Here is a 17,579-nt window from a genome sequence, read left to right on the forward strand (position 1 = left end):
TCGTCGTCACCGGATGACGACGATCCGCCTCGGCGCGGCGCGGCCGCCCGCGGCCGCCCGCCAGCCCGCCCGCGCCTCGCCAGCCCCTACGTCAGCGAGAACTGCCCGACGAGCTCCTCGAGCCGCGCCGCCTGGTCGGCGAGCTGCTCGGCCGACGTGGCGATCTGCAGCGTCGAGGCGCTCGTCTCCTCCACGGAGGCGGAGACCTGCTGGGCGGAGGCGGAGGAGGACTCGGCCACGGCGGAGACGCCGCCGACGTCGTTCTGCATGCGGCGGGCGGCCTCCTCGATGCGGGCGATGGCGCCGGCGATCTGGCCGACGAGCTGGTCGACCTCGCCGAAGCTCTCGTCGATGCGGCCGAACGCCGTCTGGGTCTGTTCGACCGTGACGGCACCGTCGGCGGTGCGGCGCTCGCCCTCGGCGACGACGGCGATGGCCCGCTCGGTCTCGTGCTGCATCTCCGAGATCAGGCCCCCGATGGTGTCGGCCGCGGTGCGCGACTCCTCGGCGAGCTTGCGGACCTGCTCGGCCACGACGGCGAAGCCGCGGCCCTGCTCGCCGGCGCGCGCGGCCTCGATGGCGGCGTTGAGCGCCAGCAGGTTGGTCTGGTCGGCGATCCCCGTGATCGCGTCGACGATGCCGCCGATGTGCTCGGACCGGGCACCCAGCGCGGTGATCGCGGCGGTCGCCTCGGCGGACGCGTCGCGCACGGCGACCATGGCGGCCGTCGCGGCGGCCGCGGCGTCGGTGCCCTCGCGGGCCAGGTCGCGGGCGCGGCCGGCGGCGCGGACGGAGCCGTTCGCGTGGTCGGCACCCTCGCGGCTGGCCTCGGTGACCTCCTCGCCGCTGCGACGCACGGACTCGAGCGACTCGACCTGGCGCTCAGCGCCGGTGGCGACGTCGGTGACCGCGTGGGCGATCTCCTCGACCGCGCGGCCGGCCTCGTTCGAGCTCGACGCGAGCTCGTGGGACGCGGTCGTCAGCGTGCCGGCGGTCGAGCTGACCTCGCCGACCATCGTGCGCAGGCGCTCGGTCATGGTGCGGAAGGCGTGGCCCAGGACGTCCTTGTCCGAGCGCGGCTCGACGTCGTGCGTCAGGTCGCCGCGGGCGATGGCGTCGGCGGTGTCGGCGGTGCCGCGGAGCGAGGTGACCATGTGGTCGAACGCGGTCGACATGCGGCCGATCTCGTCCTCGGAGTGCGCGGTGACGGTGACGTCGAGGTCGCCCTGCGCGATGCGCTCGGCGGCGTCGGCGACCTCGCGGACGGGCCGGCCGATGCGGGTGGCGACGAACGCGATGGCGGCGCCGACGAGCAGCAGGGCGATCAGGCCGACGACGATGAGCTTGGTGCGCAGCGCGTGGACGCTGGCGAGGATCTCGGCCTCGGGGGCGGAGGCGACGAAGCCCCAGCCGCCGTTCTTGACCGGTGCGTAGAAGAGGACGGAGCGCTCTCCGCTGATCGGGTCGGTCGTCGTGACGTTCCCGGTGCGTCCGGCCTTGATGCCGTCGGCGATCGTGGTGAGCTCCGGCGTGCTCTTCTCCTTCGCCAGGCCGGCGAGGGTCTTCGTGCCGAGCCACTTCGCGTTGGGCGAGGTGACCATGGAGCCGGAGTTCGAGACGACGAAGGCGTAGCCCGAGTCGAGCACGTCGACCTGCTTGGCCTGCCGGGCCAGCGCACCGAGGGCCACGTCGACGCCGGCCACGCCGACGGACTTGCCACCCGCGCCGCGGATCGGGCTGGTGTAGCTCGTCATCATCACGCCGGCGTCGACGTACGGCTCGGCGACGAAGTCCTTGCGGGTCTCGAGCGGGACGGTGTAGTAGTCGTCGATCGACCAGCTGTCGCCGTTCTCGGCGTCCTCGAAGCTCGTGCCCGACAGCTTGCCCTCCGGGCGGTTCCACCAGTAGGCGAACCGGCCCGCGGCGTCGCCGAGCGGATCGCCCTTGAACGCGGCGTCGTTGCCGTCGTAGGCGTCCGGCTCGAACCCGGCCCACACGCCGAACGTGCTGGGGTTCCGGCGGACGAAGCGCTCGAGCACCGCGCGACCCGTCGGGCGGTCGAGCCCGGTGGCGCCCTCGAAGGCGGCAGCGATGCTGTGCGCGGTCGTCTGGTTGGCCTCGGCCTGGCCGTCGAACCGCGCGGCCTCCTTGCCGATGAGCTGCGTCATCTCGCCGTACACCGCCTTCTCCTGGGCCGACGAGCTCGCACGGATCGCGAGCGCGGTCAGCACGACGATCGCGAGGGCGACCACCGGCAGGACCTGGAGGAGCAGGCGTGTGCGGAGCGTGCGGGGACGGGGAAGCTTCCTGAGCATGGCCCCTCGGTCATCGGCGGGGTCCGGCAGGACTTGACCCTCCGGTGCGCTAGCGCTTGGCCTGCCGCACGACGACCGTCCGCTTGGCGGCGGCGTGCCGGGCGTCGCCGGCGTAGCTGGCGCGCACCGAGAGGCTCGTGGTGCGGGTGGGCAGGCGGCCCGTCCACGTCACGCGGCCCCGGCGCACCGTCGCGGTCTCCCGCATCGACCGCAGGCGCTGGCGGCCCCGGCGCGGGGTCACCCGCAACGCGACGGACCCGGTGGCCGTCCTCGGGGTGAGGGCGACGGTCATGCGGCCGCGGCGCCGGGTCGCGCTGCCGCGGAGGGTGCCGGAGACCTTCAGGCGCACGGCGCGGCGGACGACCGGCGGCGGCGCGGGAGGCGACGGCGGCTGCTGGGTCTGCGGCGGCGCGCAGCCCACGGCGGGCAGCGCCGGGGCGACCGTGGCGGCGGCGGCCGGGTTCTCGTTGCCGGCGGCGTCGACGAGCCAGAGCGAGGCGCTGAAGGACGCCGTCGGGGTGCCGCAGGCGTCGAGCGGCGCGGGGTCGATGGGGATCGCGACGTCCGTGGGCGCCGAGCGGCCGTCGATGCAGGTACCGGCCGTCGTCTGCGGGGCGTGCGTGCACCGGGTCCAGCGCACGGCCACCACCGGGGCGTTCTGCGCCTCGCCCGGGAGGACGACCGGACGCATGATGCCGCCGCCCACGGGCGGGATCCGCCAGTCCGCGACCGTCGGCACGCCCGGTGCGGTGCGGTCGATCGCGATGTCGACGAGCCCCTTGTAGAAGAGGCCGGTGCCCTCGGTCTGCAGCGCGAAGACGTAGCGGCCCTCGGCCAGCCCGCCGAACGCGGCGGAGGCCTCGGGCCCGGCTCCCGGTACGCACGCACCACCGGCGGCGGGGCAGAGCGACCACACGTCGTCTTTCGTGGGCGCCGCGGGACGCCGCCACGTGACCGTGATCGCGTCGGCCGTCGTGAACCGCGACGGGGATACCGCGAGGGCCGGGTCGTAGCCCGTCTGGGCCGCGGCGGACGCCGGCAGGAGGGCGAGGGCGCAGAGCGCGGCGGGGAGCGCGGACCGTGGGGGAAGGGTGCGCATCGCGCGGCGAACGTACACGCCGCACACGGCCCGTCCAACGAAGCTGGACCAGTGGCGGCGCGGGCGTCTGGACGCCCCGCCCCGACGGTGGACGAACCGTCTAGCCGCCCAGTTGCGGCACGTCCTGCTGCAGCGAGAGCAGCGGCGCGAACAGGTCGCCGTCGCGCTCCACCCGGGCCAGCACGTCGTCCGTGAGGAACACGAGGTCGTCGGGGTCGCCGGAGGCCTCGCACGCCTCGACCTCGTCCCAGCTGACCGGGGTGGAGACGGACGGCCGCGGACGCGCGCGCAGCGAGTACACACCGATCGTCGTCTTGTGCTGGTCGTTCTGGCTCCAGTCGATGAGCACCTTGCCGCCCCGCAGGTCCTTCTTCATGCGCGAGACGACGAGGTCGGGCAGGTGCTGTTCCATGAGCGCGGCGAGCGCGTGGGCGAACGGCTTGGTCTGCTCGTACGTGGCATCCCCGTTGAGGGGCACGTAGAGCTGCAGGCCCTTCGAGCCCGACGTCTTGGGGAACGCCTGCAGCCCGAGCTGGTCGAGGACCTCGCGGATCGCCAGCCCGACGCGGCAGCACTCGACGATCGTCGTGCCGGGCCCCGGGTCGAGGTCGAACACGACGGAGCGCGGCCCGGTCACGCCGCCGGGGCCCTGCGGGTCGCCGTGGGAGAGCGAGGGGTGCAGCTCGAGCGCCGCGAGGTTGGCGGCCCACAGGAGCGTCGGCAGGTCCTGCAGGAGGACGAAGTCGATCACGCCCTCCTTGCGCGAGTGCGGGACGGGCGTCGTCGTGACCCACTCCGGGCGGTGCTTCGTCGCGTTCTTCTCGAAGAACGCCTTGCCCTCCACGCCGTTGGGGTAGCGCTTGAACGTGACGGGGTGGTCGCGGTGCTGGGCGAGCATGACCGGCGCGATCCGCGCGTAGTACGCGAGCACCTGCGCCTTCGTGAACCCCGTGTCGGGGTAGAGCACCTTGTCGAGGTTGGAGAGCTTGAGCGTGCGCCCTTCGACCTCGATCTCGACCGCCTTGCCGGCGGACGGGATGAGGTCAGCGGCGGGGGAGGGCGGCAGGTCCTCCGCCTTCGTCGCTGGCCGCTTCTTCGCCGTGGCCTTCTTCGGCGTCGCGGCCTTCTTCGCCGCCGGAGCGTCGCTCGCCGCCGCCTTCGTCGTCGTGATCTCCTTCCCCGTGTCCTCGCCCTCCTTCGCCGCTGTCCCCTCGACCGGCTCGGCCTCCTCGGCCGCCGCATCCTCGGCCGCTCCCTGGGCGGCGGGCAGCTCGCGGACGACGTCCTTGGCCGCCTTGTCCGTGCGCAGGCCCTGGTAGGAGCCGTGGCGGATCGCGCCGTCGGAGGTCCACTCCGCGAACCGCACCTCGCAGACGAGCTTGGGGGTGGCGAATCGCGCCTCCCTCGGCGGCTGGCGGCCCGTGAACGGGGAGGACTTCCGCTCGAGCCGCTCCAGCCGGCCCGTCAGGTCCTTCAGCGTGGCCTGGTCAAAGCCCGTGCCGACCCCGCCGGCGTAGTGCAGCTCGCCCGCGTCGTCGTAGACGCCGAGCTGCAGCGACCCGAGCACACCGGCGCGACCGCCCTTGCCGGGGATCCAGCCGCCGACCACGAACTCCTGTCGCTGCTCGTTCTTGATCTTCAGCCAGGAGTCGGCGCGACGGCCGGGGCGGTACGGCGCGTCGACCTTCTTCGCGATCACGCCCTCCAGGCCCTGCTGGGCGGTCGCCGCCAGCAGCGCCTCACCGACCCCGATGTGGGCCGGCGGCGTCTGCCAGTGCGGTCCGTCGAGCTCGAGCGCCTCGAGCCGCTCGCGCCGCTCCTCCCACGAGAGGTCCACGAGCGGGTGCCCGTCGAGCCACAGCACGTCGAAGACCATGAGCGTGACGGGTCGCTTCTCCGCCAGCCGCTTCACGTGCGTCCCGCGCGCGTGCATGCGGGACTGCAGCGCCTGGAAGCTCGGGCGTCCCTCGTCGTCGAAGGCGATGACCTCGGCGTCGAGGATCACCTCGTGCATCGAGAGCGCGGGGTTCAGCGCGCGCAGCTCGGGATACGCCGCCGTGATGTCGTTGCCGTTGCGCGACAGCAGATGCAGCCGGCCGGGCTGGGAGTGCACGACGGCCCGCACGCCGTCCCACTTGACCTCGAACGCCCACCGCTCCGGGTCGCGGGGGAGCGTGCCGGCGCGGGCGAGCATCGGCGCGATCGTCTCGGGCATCGGCTCCGCCGTCTCGTCCTCCGGCGGGTCCATCCGGTGGATCATCCAGTCCTTCGGGTCCTTGCCCGCGGGGAAGAGCACGTAGCGGCCGCGCAGCCGCTCCCCGTGGAAGACGACCATGACCTCCTTCTCGCGCCACTTCTCCAGCGTGTAGGTGCCGTGGTCCCAGATCGACATCTCGCCGGCCCCGTAGTTGCCCTCGGGGATCGTGCCGTGGAAGTCGATGTACTCCAGGGGGTGGTCCTCGGTGTGGACCGCCTTGCGGTTCTGCTCCGGATCGGTCGGGATCCCGTTGGGCACGGCCCACGAGGCGAGGACCCCGTCGTGCTCGAGCCGCAGGTCCCAGTGCAGCCGCGTGGCGTGGTGCTCGTGGACGACGAACCGCGGCGCGTCGGGCTCGGGCGGCGGCGCGCCGTCCCCCGTGGGCTCGGGGGTGTCGTCGAAGCGGCGCTTCCGGCGGTAGTCCTGCAGGCGCTCGGCCATGGGGCACCGTACGCCATGGGGGCGCCCGGTCCTGCCGGACGCCCACCTTCGCGCCGTCCGGTTCACGACACGGACTCGCCGCGGGCCCCGGCCGCGGGTACATTGCGGGCGCCGCGGAGCGCGTCCGCGCGTCCCACCCCTTCCGGAGGTCCCATGACCGTCGCGTCCGTCCCGTCGCTTCCCGCCGTCCCCGTCCTCGCGTCGAGCACCACGACGATCGTGGTGCTCACGGTGCTGGCCGTGGCCTTCGTCGGCACGATCGTCGCGCTGCGCCGGATCGGCGACCGCCGCGCGGCCGAGGCGGGTGTGCCCCGGCGGAAGCTCTTCGGCGGCGCCGGCGCGGGCACGGGTGCGGCGGGCGCCGGTTACGCGGCCACGGGTGGCGACGACGAGCCGGGCCGCCGCGGCGAGGGCGGATCCGGCGGCGACGGCGGAACGGCCGGATCGGGGGACGCAAGCGGCAGCGGGCACGGCGGCGGCAGCGGCTGGTTCGGCGGCTGGGGCGACGGCGGTGGTGGTGGCTTCGACGGGGGCGGTGGTGGCGGTGGGGGCGACGGCGGCGGGGGCGGGTGACCCGCGCGGTCGCCGGGGTTGCGCATCCCGCGTCGACGCCCGCGACCTGTGCAGCGCCACGACCCGCGGACGCCGGCGATCCTGAGCACGGCCGCGACGTGCCCTGGATCGCGACGTGCGACGGGCCCCGACCGGCGAAGGGACGAGACCCGCGACTCGCCGGCCCCTGCCGACCTGTCACGCTAGGTGCGTGGTCGGCCCTCACAGGGTCGCCACCAGGGACCCGGCGGCCGCCACCGCGCGGGTCCCGTTTCGTTCTCCGGGCCGTTAGGGCCCAGGCAGCGGGCGTCGCATCCGGAAGTTCGTGAGCCGCTCGCCGCCGCGCGGCACGGATTGCTCCTCCAGCAGCACGAACCCATGGCGCTCGAACACCGGCCGGGCCGTGACGCTGGCCTCGACGGTCAGCTCCGCCAGTCCGGCGTCGTCGGCGGCGCGAACGATGTCGTGCAGCAGCGCGGACGCGACGCCGCGTCCGCCGCGGTCGGGGTGGACGAAGAGCATGTCGACGTGGCCGTGCGGATCCAGGTCCGCGAAGCCGGCGATCCGCCCGTCGAGCACCGCGACCCGCGTCGCCACCGCACGGCGCTGCGCGTCCCACGTCGCCGCGTCGCGGTCGCTCCCCAACCACGCCGCGATCTGGGCCGGCGTGTAGTCGCCGGCGGCGGTCTCGCGGATCGCGCGCACGAACGCCTCGAGCGTGGGCCGGGCGTCGCCGTCCGTGTAGGGACGCACGACGATCGAGGTGTCGGGCGACGTCGGCACGGACGGTCACCCTAGAGCCGCCGCGAGGCCACCGCGACCTCGACCCGCAACAGGCCCCACGGTCGCGGGCGGCCCCCATCCCGGGGCGCCGAGGGCCTCGGGCGCCGCGCGGCGGGCGTCTGCAGATTGGGGGAGGTCGCAGACGCCGGTTGGGGGAGGCGGACCGGAACCACCCGCCGGGCGCCGGTGCGGGCCGGCCGCGTCGTCTCGGTGCGAGACGGCCTGTGCCTGTGGGCGATCTCGGCCGGCCTCGGACCAGCACGACACGCGCGAGGGCATCGGACGACTGGGGGAGGAGGCGAAACGCGTGGTCGCGGCCAGTTCGGCCGAAAACCGGACATCCGTCCACTTCGGTCCGAAGATCGGGACACCGCGCGAACGGTGGGGATCGCCCTCCACCACGGCGATCCCGTCGTCGGGGGCCCGATCGGGGGGTTCCGGTGCTCAAGCGTGCACGGTGCGCGGCCGATGGGGGCCTATGCGAGCGGCCATATCGGCCGCCGAAGGCCTGGAGGGGCACATGGCGGCATGCGCGGCGGGGGACGCCACGAGCAGGGGTGAAGGGAGCGACGCCGAGGGCGGCGGTCCGTGCTCCGTCGTGGTCGCCGACGACCACGCGCGGTACCGCGACGGGCTCGTGCGCACGTTCGGCCGCTCGCCCGACCTCGAGGTCGTCGGCACCGCCACGGACGGCATGCAGGCCGTGCGTGTCGTGCGGCAGCTGCGCCCACAGCTCCTGGTCGTCGACGTCCGCATGCCCGTGCTCGACGGCCTGCAGGTGGCCGAGCTGCTGGCGGCCGACGACGAGTTCCGCCACACGCGCGTGGCGCTGATGTCCGCCGAGGGCGGGACCACCCTCGAGGACGCCGCCCGCAACGTCGGCGCCGTGCTGCTCGACAAGACGTGGCCGCGTGCCCGCATCCGTGAGGCCGTGCTCGAGCTCGCGGCGGCTTCGCGTCAAGACGTCGGCCGCTGACGGGCCCGACGGCCAGCCGACCCCCGGAGCGGCTCCCGGGTAAGATTCTCGGCCGCCGGGGGGATTGGTGTATCGGTAACACGGCGGTCTCCAAAACCGCAACGCGAGGTTCGATTCCTCGATCCCCCGCCTTCCCGGTCACCCCAGTCGCAGCGCCCCACGGCGCCTCGCGGCTGGGGTTTCGTCGTTCCGGGGCGATCGGACCCGCAGCAGCACCTCGGAGCGAGGCGGTCGGGCCCGCGACCGCGCGGTCAGCCTCAGCGGGGTAGCTCGCAGCGCTGCGTCGCGTCGCTGCCGCTCACGGCGATGACGAGGGTCGTCGCGTCGCCGAGCTGGTTGTCGTAGGAGCCCTGCCGCGCGTTGTCGCACCACACCTCGGCCTGGCCGGCGTCGCTGGCCACCGCGCGGGCGGTCCCGTCGCCGCGCACGGTGATCGCGGGCTGGTCGCCGTCGACGCTCGGGGCGGGGTCGGCCTTCGGCGGGGCGGTGCCGCCCGAGTCCGCCGACGAGGACGAGGACGGGGGCGTGGTGCCGCCGCTGGAGGACTCCGGGGTGCTGGCCGGGGGCGCCGTCGTGGTCGTGGTGTTCGTCGTGGTCTCCGTGGCGGCGGGGGCGGCCTCGGTCGTGGTGGCGACGGTGGGCGTGGTGGCCTGGGTCTCCGTCGTCGTCGCCTCCTGACGCGCGGCCGCGTCGTCGGTGTCGTCGCCCGAGCCGCAGCCGGCCAGCGCGAGGGCGCCGACGGTCAGCAGCAGGGCGGGATGGAGAGCACGCATGCCCTAGGTCATACCGACCGGGGGCGACGGCGTGCAGGCGGGGTTGCAGGCGGCTAGGGGCGTTCAGCCCTCCGGGCTGAGGCGCCGTCCGTCGCGGGCCGCGGACGCGACGTCGGGATCGGCGTCGTCGCGCAGGAACTGCAGCGCCGCTTCGATCTCCGGTAGCCGGTGGGCGAGCGGTTTGGCCGCCTGCAGGCCCCGCAGGCGGAACGCGGCATCGGTCCGCTCGTCGTCGAACGGCGAGGCCGCGCCGCGCAGCGCCTCGTCGAGCACGAGCTGCAGCCGCTCCGCTTGCTGCGCGGGCGTGAGCGGCGGCGGCACCTCCAGCGGCACGGGATCCGCCCGGTGGCGGGCGAGCACCTCGCGGCCGAAGAGGATGAGGGCCCGTTCGGCGGCTTCGAGCACCGTCCCCGCCGGGGCGTCCAGGGGGATGAACGCGAGGTGCGGCTCGTCGTGGGCCAGGCCGAGGGCGCCGTCCCCGACGTCCGCGGCGGCGCGGGCGATGAGCTCGTCGTCGGGGGTGCCCGAGGCCGCCTCGTCCAGCTCGGCGAGAAGCCGCAGGACGAAGCCCGTGGCGGTGTGCCCCGCCATGTGGACCCCCATCTTCGTCAGGGTCCGCTGGGCGCGGTAGTGGGCGGCCTCGGGCGACGGTCGGTGGGCCCGGAGCCGTCGGTGCATCACGTGTCGCGGCAGGTCGACGGTGACCGTCCCGCTCCGTTCGCCGAGGCTCAGCGCGACGCTCGTCGCCGTCGGCGGCACGCCGGCCTCGAAGGCGTAGGTGGCGCGACCGTTCGCGTCGCTCCCGCCGGTGATGGACCACGTGCGCCGGTGGTCCCCGTGCGTGGAATCCCAGACGCGCAGGTCGAGCCCGCGCGTCGCCGCGTCCACCGGGTGCTCCGGCATGCCGTCGCGAGGGTGATACCCCGCGGCCTCCCAGTCCGCCATGGCCTGCGCGTGCGCCGCGTCGAGCGCAGCGGCGGCGTCCTCGTCGGGCTCGGCGACGAGGTGGACCACCGTGCGCCTGCGCCACAGCTCGATCATCACGACGACGATCCGCACGCCGTCGACCTCGCCGACCACGACGGCGGGGGCGAGCGTGCCGACGAGGCGGTCGCGGGGCGTGACCGGCTCGACCATGGGGGCCAGTATGCCCGGGCGGGCCCGCACCCCCGGCCGGGGACGGCCTACCATCGCCGGGTGAGCACCGCCCCCCAGGAGCTCGACGCCGCGACGAAGGCCGGCCGTCGGCGCTCCGCCCTGTTGAGCGTCGGGGCGGCGTGCGTGCTCGTGGTGCTCAAGCTCGTCACGGGCCTGATCACCGGTTCCCTCGGACTGCTGGCCGAGGCCGCGCACTCGGGCGCCGACCTCGTCGCCGCGCTGCTGACGCTCTTCGCCGTCCAGGTCGCCTCGCAGCCCGCCGACTCCGACCACCAGTTCGGGCACGGCAAGGCCGAGCACCTCGCCGCGCTGGCGGAGTCGGCGTTCCTCGTCGCCGTCTCGGGCTGGCTGGGTTACGAGGCGATCTCGCGGCTGCTCGACGGCGGCAGCCACGCCGTCGACGCCGCGTGGTGGGCGATCGCGGTCATCGGCCTCGTGATCGTCATCGACCTGAGCCGCACGATCGGCTCGCGCAAGGCGTCCGTGAAGTACGACTCGCCGGCGCTGGCCGCCAACGCGCTGCACTTCGCGGGCGACCTCGCCGGCTCCGTGGCCGTCCTCTTCGGCCTGATCGGCGTGGCCGCCGGCTGGAAGGCGGCCGACTCCGTCGCGGCGCTCGTCGTCGCGGTGCTCGTGATCGCCGCCGCGGTGCGGCTGCTGCGCGGCTCGGTCGACGTCCTCATGGACCGCGCGGACCTGCGCGCCGTCAGCGCCGTGCAGGAGGCCATTGCGGGCATGGTGCGCCCGGAGGACCTGCGGCGCCTGCGCTCGCGCCACGCGGCGGGCCGCAACTTCGTCGACGTCGTGGTGGCCGTGCGCTCCGACGCGGGCCTCGAGCTCGCGCACGCGCACGCCGACGACGTCGAGCGGGCGATCCAGGCGTCGCTGCCCGGCGCCGACGTGGTGGTGCACGTGGAGCCGACCGCGCACGAGGGCGGGACCCGCGAGACCGCGACGGCCGCCGCGCTGCGCGTGCCGCGGGTCCACGAGGTCCACAACGTCGGCGTGCTCGCCCTGGCCGCGGGTGGCGAGGAGGTCACCCTGCACGTGAAGGTCGCGCCGGACCTGACGCTGGAGGAGGGCCACGACATCGCCGAGCAGGTGGAGGAGGAGATCCGCTCCGCCGTCGGCGGCGGCCTGCGGGTGACGACCCACATCGAGCCGCTGGCGCTGCCGTCCGACGCCTCGCCGGTCGCGGACGACGAGGCGTGGGCGGAGCGCGAGGCCGTCGAGTGCGCGGTGCGGGAGGCGACCGGTCGCGACCCGGGCCTGATCGAGATCCGCGACACGGGCGCGGGACGCGTCGTCCTCGTCACGATCCTGCTGCCCGGCGAGCGTTCCGTCGGCGAGGCCCACGGAACGGCGGCGACCGTCGAGCACGACGTGCGCGAGCGCTGCCCGTGGGTGGCCGACGTCGTGGTGCACACCGAGCCGGAGCCGCCCGAGGAGCGCGCCGCCCGGGGCGCCTGAGCGGCGGTCAGGCGGGGGAGCCGGTGCGCTCGCCGCGAACCCGCCCGTCGTCCGCGGCGCGCAGTTCGCGGACGGCCACGCCGGCCGTGCCGAGCGCGAGCAGCGCGGCCCAGCTCGACGGCAGCTCGAGCGGCTCCCAGGCCGGCGCGGCCCAGCGGGCGCCGGCGATCGACGCCTGCGCGGCCGTGCCGCCCGTCCACGCGTCCTCCAACGCGTCGTGGTCGCCGTCGCGCAGGGCGGCCGCCGCGGCCGTGAGCCGGGCGGCGGTGGCGTCGAGCGCGTCGGCCGTCGCCTCCGCGTTGGCGTGGAGGATCTCGACCCACAGGCCCGCCGGCGCGGCGGCGACGCGGGTCATGTCGCGCAGCGCCCCGCCGGAGAGCACCGCGGCGAGCGGGCCGCCCGTCGGTGGTGTCGTCGCGACGGCGGCGAGCGCGCCCGCGACGACGTGGGGGCCGTGGCTCGTGGCGGCCAGGGCCCGGTCGTGGTCCTCGGCGGTGCAGGCGACGATCCGGGCGCGCAGCGCGTCGAGGACGGGCGCGACGCGCAGCAGGGTGTCGAGCGTCGCCTCGGCGCCGTCCGGGTCGTCCGCGGGCGGGCAGACGGCCCACGTCGCGTCGGCCAGCAGGTCCGCCCGGGCCGCCGCGAAGCCGCCGCGCTCGCCGCCGGCCAGCGGGTGGGCGGGCAGGAACCGCCCGGCGTGCTCCGGGGCGCGGGCGCGCAGCTCGTCCACGACGGCGACCTTGACCGAGGCGGCGTCCAGGACGAGCAGCTCCGGGTTCGCCTCGAGCGCCGCGGCGGCGACCTTCGCCGTCGCGTGGGGCGGGACGGCGAGCAGCAGCACGTCGACCGCCCGGGCGGTCGCCTCGGGCGCGTCGTCCGCCGGGATGCCCTGCTCCCCGCACCACGTGCGCGGGGCCGGCCAGACGTCGCAACCGCGGACGTCGACGCCGGCGGCCCGCAGCCCCAAGAGCGCGGAGCCGCCGATCAGGCCGAGGCCGCAGACCCCGACCCGCACGCCGGTCACGCCAGCTCCGTGTGGTCGAGCATCGCCTGCAGGCGCCGCTCCTCGTCCGTGCCGTCCGTGGCGGGGCGCTGCGCCGGGCGGGTCGGGTCCTCGGGGTACGAGCCGAGGTAGCGGACGTCGGCCGAGCCGCGCAGCAGCCCGAGCGTCGCGTCCCGCACGCGCGGGTCGTGCAGGTGCCCCTGGACCTCGACGAAGAACACGTACTCGCCGAGCAGCTCCTTCGTCGGGCGCGACTTGATCGCCGTCAGGTTGACGCCGCGGCTGGAGAACTCCTGCAGCAGGCGCACGAGGCTGCCCGCGCGCTCCTGGGCGGGGGAGAGGACGAACGCCGAGCGGTCGCGGCCCGTCGCGCCGGGGCTGCGGCGGCCGAGGCGCAGGAACCGGGTGGCGGCCCGCTCGTCGTCGCGGATCCCCTGCTGCACGGAGGCGAGCCCGAACTGCTCGCCGGCGTCCGGTCCCGCGAGCGCCGCCCAGCCGGGCCGCGCCTCCTGGGCCACCTCGCGGCAGGCGACGGCGTTCGAGCTCGCCGCGCGCGTCTCGAGCCCCTGCGCGCGGATGAACTGCTGGCACTGCGCCAGCCCGACGGGGTGCGCGACGACGCCCGTGACCGGCGTACCGTCTCCGGGCAGCCGCCACAGGTCGAACGCGACCTCGATCACGCGCTCCGCGACGATGACGATCTCCTCGTCCGTGCCGAGCAGCAGGTCGAGGTTGGCGGCGACGGTGCCGTCCAGGCTGTTCTCGAACGCCACGACCGCCCCGTCGGCCGTGCCGTGCGAGACCGCGGCGATCACGTCGCCCGCGTGGTCGAGGGGCAGGAGCCGCTCGCCGTCCCGCGCCAGGTCGAGCGCGGCGCGGTGGGTGAAGGTGCCCTCGGGCCCGAGGAACGCCAGGTCGGCCATCCGGCGAGCCTACCCGGCGCACCTCCGGCTAGACTGCGTCGCTCCGGCGGGCGAGGTGTTGTGGTTGCACAGGAGCCTTCCAAGCTCTTAGGGCGGGTTCGATTCCCGTCGCCCGCTCCTCATCCGGAACGCACGAAGGCCGCGGTCACCCCGGGGCCTTCGTCGTTCCCGGTCCTACGCGTCCGTCGCGCGTTGCGCGTCGACCGCGGCCGCCAGCCGGTCGATCGCCGCGTCGTCCACCGTCCCCGCGCGGTGGCGCTCGACCACCTCGCGCGCGGCGGCGCAGACCCGGTCGTCGCCGCGCTCGTCCAGGCGGAACCGCTCCTGCAGGTGCTTCACCCGCATCACGGCGTCGGCCAGGTCGTTGCTCAGGTGCTCGAAGTCGTCGTCGATGCCCTGGGTCGCGTCGGCCTCGGCGAGCGCCGCGACCGACATCCGGGCCGCCACCACGCCGGTGATGGCGGCGACGCTCAAGAGGCCCGAGGCCATGACCCAGACCGCGACCATCCGCATGCCGATCGAGGCGGGGGAGATGTCGCCGTAGCCGACGGTGGTCAGCGTGACGACGGCCCACCACAGCCCGTCGGCGTAGTTGATCTCGGCGCCCTCCGTCAGGGAGTAGAGGGCCGCGGCGATCAGGACGACGAGCAGCAGGTACAGCAGCAGGTTGCGGATCGGCCGCCGGCCGAACCAGCCGAGTATCCGCAGGGACAGGACGTCGAAGCGTGCGGGCATCGGCGGCACCGTACCGGTGCCGCCGGCCCCCTACGCGACGGTGAAGCGCCCGACGAGCCGCTCGAGCTCGCTGGCGGTGGCGGCGAGCTGCTGGGCGCCCGAGGCCATCTCCTGCGCCGACGCGCTCGTCTGCTGGGTCGAGGCCGAAACCTCCTCGGACGACGCGGAGGACTGCTCGGCGACCGCGGCGACCTGCGTCATGTCGGCCTGCACGCGCTCGGCGGACGCGGCGATCTGGCCGACGGCGGCGGCGATCGACTCGACGCGGCCGCTCATGTCCTCGACGGACACGCCGATCTTGGCGAACGCGTCGCGGGCCTCGTCCACGGTGACGGCGCCCTCGGCAGAGCGGGTCGCCCCGTCCTCGACGGCGACGACGGCCTGGGCGGTCTCGCCCTGGATCTCCTCGACGAGCTTCGAGATCGACGCGGCGGCCTGCGAGGACTCCTCGGCGAGCTTGCGGACCTGCTCCGCGACGACGGCGAAGCCGCGTCCCTGCTCGCCGGCGCGGGCGGCCTCGATGGCCGCGTTGAGCGCCAGCAGGTTGGTCTGGCCGGAGATCGCGGTGATCGTCTCGACGATGCCGCCGATCTCCTCGCTCTTCGTGGCCAGGCCCTGCATCGCGGCGGTCACGTGGTCGGAGGACTCGCGCACCTGGCGCATCGCCTCGGTGGCCTGGGCGACGGCGGTCTCGCCGTCCGTGGCGATCTGCCGCGCCTCGGCGGCGACGGTGGCGGTGCGCTGGGCGGCCTCGGCGCCGGTGCGGCTGGCGACGGAGACCTCCTCCGTGGCGGCCTTCGCCTGCTCGACCGAGCGGACCTGCTGCTCGGCGCCCTGGGCGACGTCGGAGACGGCCTGGGCGATCTCGGTGACGGCGCGGCCGGCCTCCTCCGAGGTCGACGCCATCTCCTGGGAGGCGGCCGAGAGGGTCTGGGACGAGGTCGACACGGCGCCGACGAGGTCGCCGAGCTCGGTGCGGGTGCGGCCGTACTCCTCGACGGAGGCCAGGGTGGCGACGCGGATGGCCTCGACGTCGCGGGTCAGGTCGCCCAGCTCGTCGTCGCCGTGGGAGGCGGCGGGCGGCGCGTCGGCCTGCACCACGAGGGTCAGGTCGCCGGCCGAGAGGGCCCGCAGTCCGCCGGCGAGCGGCTCGACGGCGCCGGTGCGCAGCGCCACCACGGTCTCGCGCACCTCGCGCACCGACCGCACCATGCGGCGAGCGACGTAGAGGCCCGAGCCGAGCGTGGCGACGAAGGCGAGGACGAGCATGCCGAGGATGAGCGAGCGCCGGCTGTCGGAGACGTCGGTGATGGCCGCGTCCTGGTCGCGCGAGATCTTGGTGGTCAGTGCGTAGAGCGTGTCGAAGCCCTCGCCGATGCGCGTGATGAGCTCCTTGTTCTGCCCCGTGAGCGCCTGGGCGCCCGCGTCGTTGCCGGCGGCGGCCCGCTCGACGTACGCGTCGCGGACGGGGGCGTAGGCGGCGAGGTCGCGCTGCAGCGCGGCGGCGACCCTGCGGCCCTCGGGGTCCTCGAGGTGACGCCCGGCGGCGGCCACGAGCCCATCGGTCTGCGCGGCGTTGGCCTTCAGGTCCTCGCGCAGCGTGGCGAGCGTCTCCGGGTCCTCCTGCAGCAGCAGGTCGCGCAGCACGGTGCGGTTCTTGTTGTAGGCCACCTGGGCGGTGCCGAGCTCGGCCAGCGGCCGGGCGGCGTGGGCGTACATCACGTCGCTACGCGTCGTGACGCTGGAGAGCGCGTTGACGGCCACGACGCCGACCACGACGAGGAGGAGAAGCGCCACGACCGGCGCCACGAGCAGTTTGACGGTGAGCGTGCGGCGCATAGTCCCTCGCTAATCGGCAATGCGTCACACGAGTTGAGCGCACCCGCCCCCGGACGCAGCGAGGCCGCGGTCTGCGCCGCGGCCTCGGAGGGTCCTGCTGTGGTCTGTGCCCGCGCCCGCCCTACTGCTGCGGACGCGGGGGTCTTGGGGGCTCCATCAGACGGAGCGACGGTCAGAAACGGTGCGGTCGGTGATCATGCGGCGAACTCCTTCGACGGGGTGGCTGCTGCGATGGATCCATTGAACTGCCCCGACCTTGGCGCGAGGGAGCGGCAACCTTCGGCCGGGCTAATCGTTGTGGGGGACGCAGCTAAGGCGGGGCCGGAGGCGGCGCCGCGGGGCGGGACGGGCGACAGCGGGCACCGCCGACGCACCCCGCCCGGGGCGACACCCCGGCGCGGGCGTGGCGGCCGACGGGTGGGACGTCCGTCCACGGACGGCGGCGCGGTTCGTGTGTCCCGACGCACTTCCGCCCCGCGTCGTGTCACGCTTGGGGCATGCGTGGACCCGGAGATCCCCGATGAGCCCAGGCGACGAGCGTCCCCCGTGGGCCCCCACCCGGACGGTGGAGCGGGCGTTCGTGCCCGTCGAGGTGCGAGATCCGGACGCGGACGCCGAGGACAAGCGGCGCGAGTTCCACATGGGCGGCTGCCGGCCCCGGACCGACGGCGAGGAGGGCATCCGCCCCGTCTTCGTGCGGATCGCCGCCGACGACCGGTACGCCCACGGGCCCGGCTGGGTCGTGGTCGAGGAGCAGGGCGACGGCACGGGGCAGTACCTGAACTTCGACGGCCTGTGGCGCCGCACGATGTTCGCGTCCTACCCGACGGCCGCGGCCGCCAAGTCGGCCTACGAGGTCGCCGCCCGCGCGGAGCTGCGCGGGCTCTCCGCCGGCCCGGCCGGCGTCGACATCGAGCCGGGCGGCGGCTCCCGCGCCCCGACCTCGTCCAAGCTCACCTGAGGACGGGAGACGACGCGATGAGCACCCGACGCCCCCGACGCCGCGACGAAGACGCCCGCAAGGCTCGCCCCGACGACGACCGCCGCATGACCTACGACGAGCGCGACGAGGCCAAGCGGCTCTGGGCCGCCGGCAACACCGTCGCGGACATCGCGAAGAAGATGGGCCGCACGGTCCAAGAGGTCTCCTTCGTCATGCACGACGCCCCGCCGGCCGAGGTGCGCACGATCGACCCGAGGACGGGGCGGCCGCGGTAGGGGGGAGCCCAGCGGGTTGGGACCACCGCCGTTGCAG

General features: G+C 75.1%; 15 protein-coding genes and 2 tRNA genes. 7 read left to right on the plus strand and 10 right to left on the minus strand.

Annotated features, from left to right (window positions below; translation table 11 throughout):
• Positions 1-86 precede the first annotated feature (86 nt).
• The 3 genes from F593_RS0117170 to ligD form a co-directional block, all read right to left on the minus strand.
• On the minus strand, positions 87-2,315 hold the full coding sequence (locus tag F593_RS0117170) for a methyl-accepting chemotaxis protein (RefSeq protein ID WP_022929984.1): 2,229 nt from the start codon (positions 2,313-2,315) through the stop codon (positions 87-89).
• A 49-nt stretch (positions 2,316-2,364) separates the two neighbouring features.
• Complete coding sequence (locus F593_RS0117175) at positions 2,365-3,414, minus strand: hypothetical protein (RefSeq protein WP_022929985.1); 1,050 nt, start codon at positions 3,412-3,414, stop codon at positions 2,365-2,367.
• Positions 3,415-3,514: 100 nt separating this feature from the next.
• Positions 3,515-6,112 (minus strand): DNA ligase D, encoded by a 2,598-nt coding sequence (gene ligD / locus F593_RS29475; protein WP_022929986.1) that lies wholly within the window; start codon positions 6,110-6,112, stop codon positions 3,515-3,517.
• A 153-nt stretch (positions 6,113-6,265) separates the two neighbouring features.
• Between ligD and F593_RS31125 the strand changes: the two genes are divergently transcribed.
• Positions 6,266-6,685 carry a hypothetical protein gene (locus F593_RS31125; RefSeq protein ID WP_022929987.1) on the plus strand — a complete coding sequence of 140 codons (420 nt, stop codon included), beginning with the start codon at positions 6,266-6,268 and terminating at the stop codon, positions 6,683-6,685.
• 267 nt (positions 6,686-6,952) lie between these two features.
• On the opposite strand, the gene F593_RS0117190 is transcribed toward F593_RS31125, so the two are convergent.
• Positions 6,953-7,447, minus strand: coding sequence for a GNAT family N-acetyltransferase (locus F593_RS0117190; RefSeq protein WP_022929988.1), 495 nt, complete (start codon positions 7,445-7,447; stop codon positions 6,953-6,955).
• 520 nt (positions 7,448-7,967) lie between these two features.
• Between F593_RS0117190 and F593_RS26195 the strand changes: the two genes are divergently transcribed.
• The gene (locus F593_RS26195) at positions 7,968-8,423 is read left to right on the plus strand and encodes a response regulator (protein WP_022929989.1); all 456 of its coding nucleotides are present in this window, start codon (positions 7,968-7,970) and stop codon (positions 8,421-8,423) included.
• 58 nt (positions 8,424-8,481) lie between these two features.
• A tRNA-Trp gene (locus F593_RS0117200) sits at positions 8,482-8,552 on the plus strand.
• A gap of 128 nt (positions 8,553-8,680) precedes the next feature.
• Here F593_RS0117200 and F593_RS0117205 read toward each other — a convergent pair.
• Positions 8,681-9,196: a hypothetical protein gene (locus tag F593_RS0117205; protein ID WP_022929990.1), complete on the minus strand. Its 516-nt coding sequence runs from the start codon at positions 9,194-9,196 to the stop codon at positions 8,681-8,683.
• 63 nt (positions 9,197-9,259) lie between these two features.
• A complete protein-coding gene (locus tag F593_RS0117210; protein ID WP_022929991.1) occupies positions 9,260-10,333 on the minus strand; it encodes a hypothetical protein in 1,074 nt (357 codons plus the stop codon).
• A gap of 60 nt (positions 10,334-10,393) precedes the next feature.
• Here F593_RS0117210 and F593_RS0117215 point away from each other — a divergent pair, with 60 nt between their 5' ends.
• Positions 10,394-11,824, plus strand: a complete 1,431-nt coding sequence (locus F593_RS0117215; RefSeq protein WP_022929992.1) for a cation diffusion facilitator family transporter — start codon at positions 10,394-10,396, stop codon at positions 11,822-11,824.
• 7 nt (positions 11,825-11,831) lie between these two features.
• Here the strand turns inward: F593_RS0117215 and F593_RS26200 are convergent, their stop codons facing one another.
• A complete protein-coding gene (locus F593_RS26200; RefSeq protein WP_022929993.1) occupies positions 11,832-12,848 on the minus strand; it encodes a prephenate dehydrogenase/arogenate dehydrogenase family protein in 1,017 nt (338 codons plus the stop codon).
• Positions 12,845-13,750, minus strand: a complete 906-nt coding sequence (gene pheA / locus F593_RS26205; RefSeq protein WP_022929994.1) for a prephenate dehydratase — start codon at positions 13,748-13,750, stop codon at positions 12,845-12,847. Before pheA ends, F593_RS26200 begins: the two co-directional genes overlap by 4 nt.
• 46 nt (positions 13,751-13,796) lie before the next feature.
• Here pheA and F593_RS0117230 point away from each other — a divergent pair.
• Positions 13,797-13,867, plus strand: a tRNA-Gly gene (locus F593_RS0117230).
• Between the two features lie 57 nt (positions 13,868-13,924).
• Here F593_RS0117230 and F593_RS28715 read toward each other — a convergent pair.
• Together F593_RS28715 and F593_RS26215 are read right to left on the minus strand one after the other, a co-directional pair.
• Positions 13,925-14,485, minus strand: coding sequence for a potassium channel family protein (locus F593_RS28715; protein ID WP_022929995.1), 561 nt, complete (start codon positions 14,483-14,485; stop codon positions 13,925-13,927).
• 30 nt (positions 14,486-14,515) lie between these two features.
• Positions 14,516-16,324 (minus strand): methyl-accepting chemotaxis protein, encoded by a 1,809-nt coding sequence (locus F593_RS26215; RefSeq protein ID WP_022929996.1) that lies wholly within the window; start codon positions 16,322-16,324, stop codon positions 14,516-14,518.
• Between the two features lie 520 nt (positions 16,325-16,844).
• Between F593_RS26215 and F593_RS0117245 the strand changes: the two genes are divergently transcribed.
• Complete coding sequence (locus tag F593_RS0117245) at positions 16,845-17,285, plus strand: hypothetical protein (RefSeq protein WP_157251921.1); 441 nt, start codon at positions 16,845-16,847, stop codon at positions 17,283-17,285.
• 17 nt (positions 17,286-17,302) lie between these two features.
• Positions 17,303-17,542, plus strand: coding sequence for a helix-turn-helix domain-containing protein (locus tag F593_RS0117250; protein ID WP_022929998.1), 240 nt, complete (start codon positions 17,303-17,305; stop codon positions 17,540-17,542).
• Positions 17,543-17,579: the final 37 nt, after the last annotated feature.

Source organism: Patulibacter americanus DSM 16676 (genome assembly GCF_000420025.1).
GTDB classification, from domain to species: domain Bacteria; phylum Actinomycetota; class Thermoleophilia; order Solirubrobacterales; family Solirubrobacteraceae; genus Patulibacter; species Patulibacter americanus.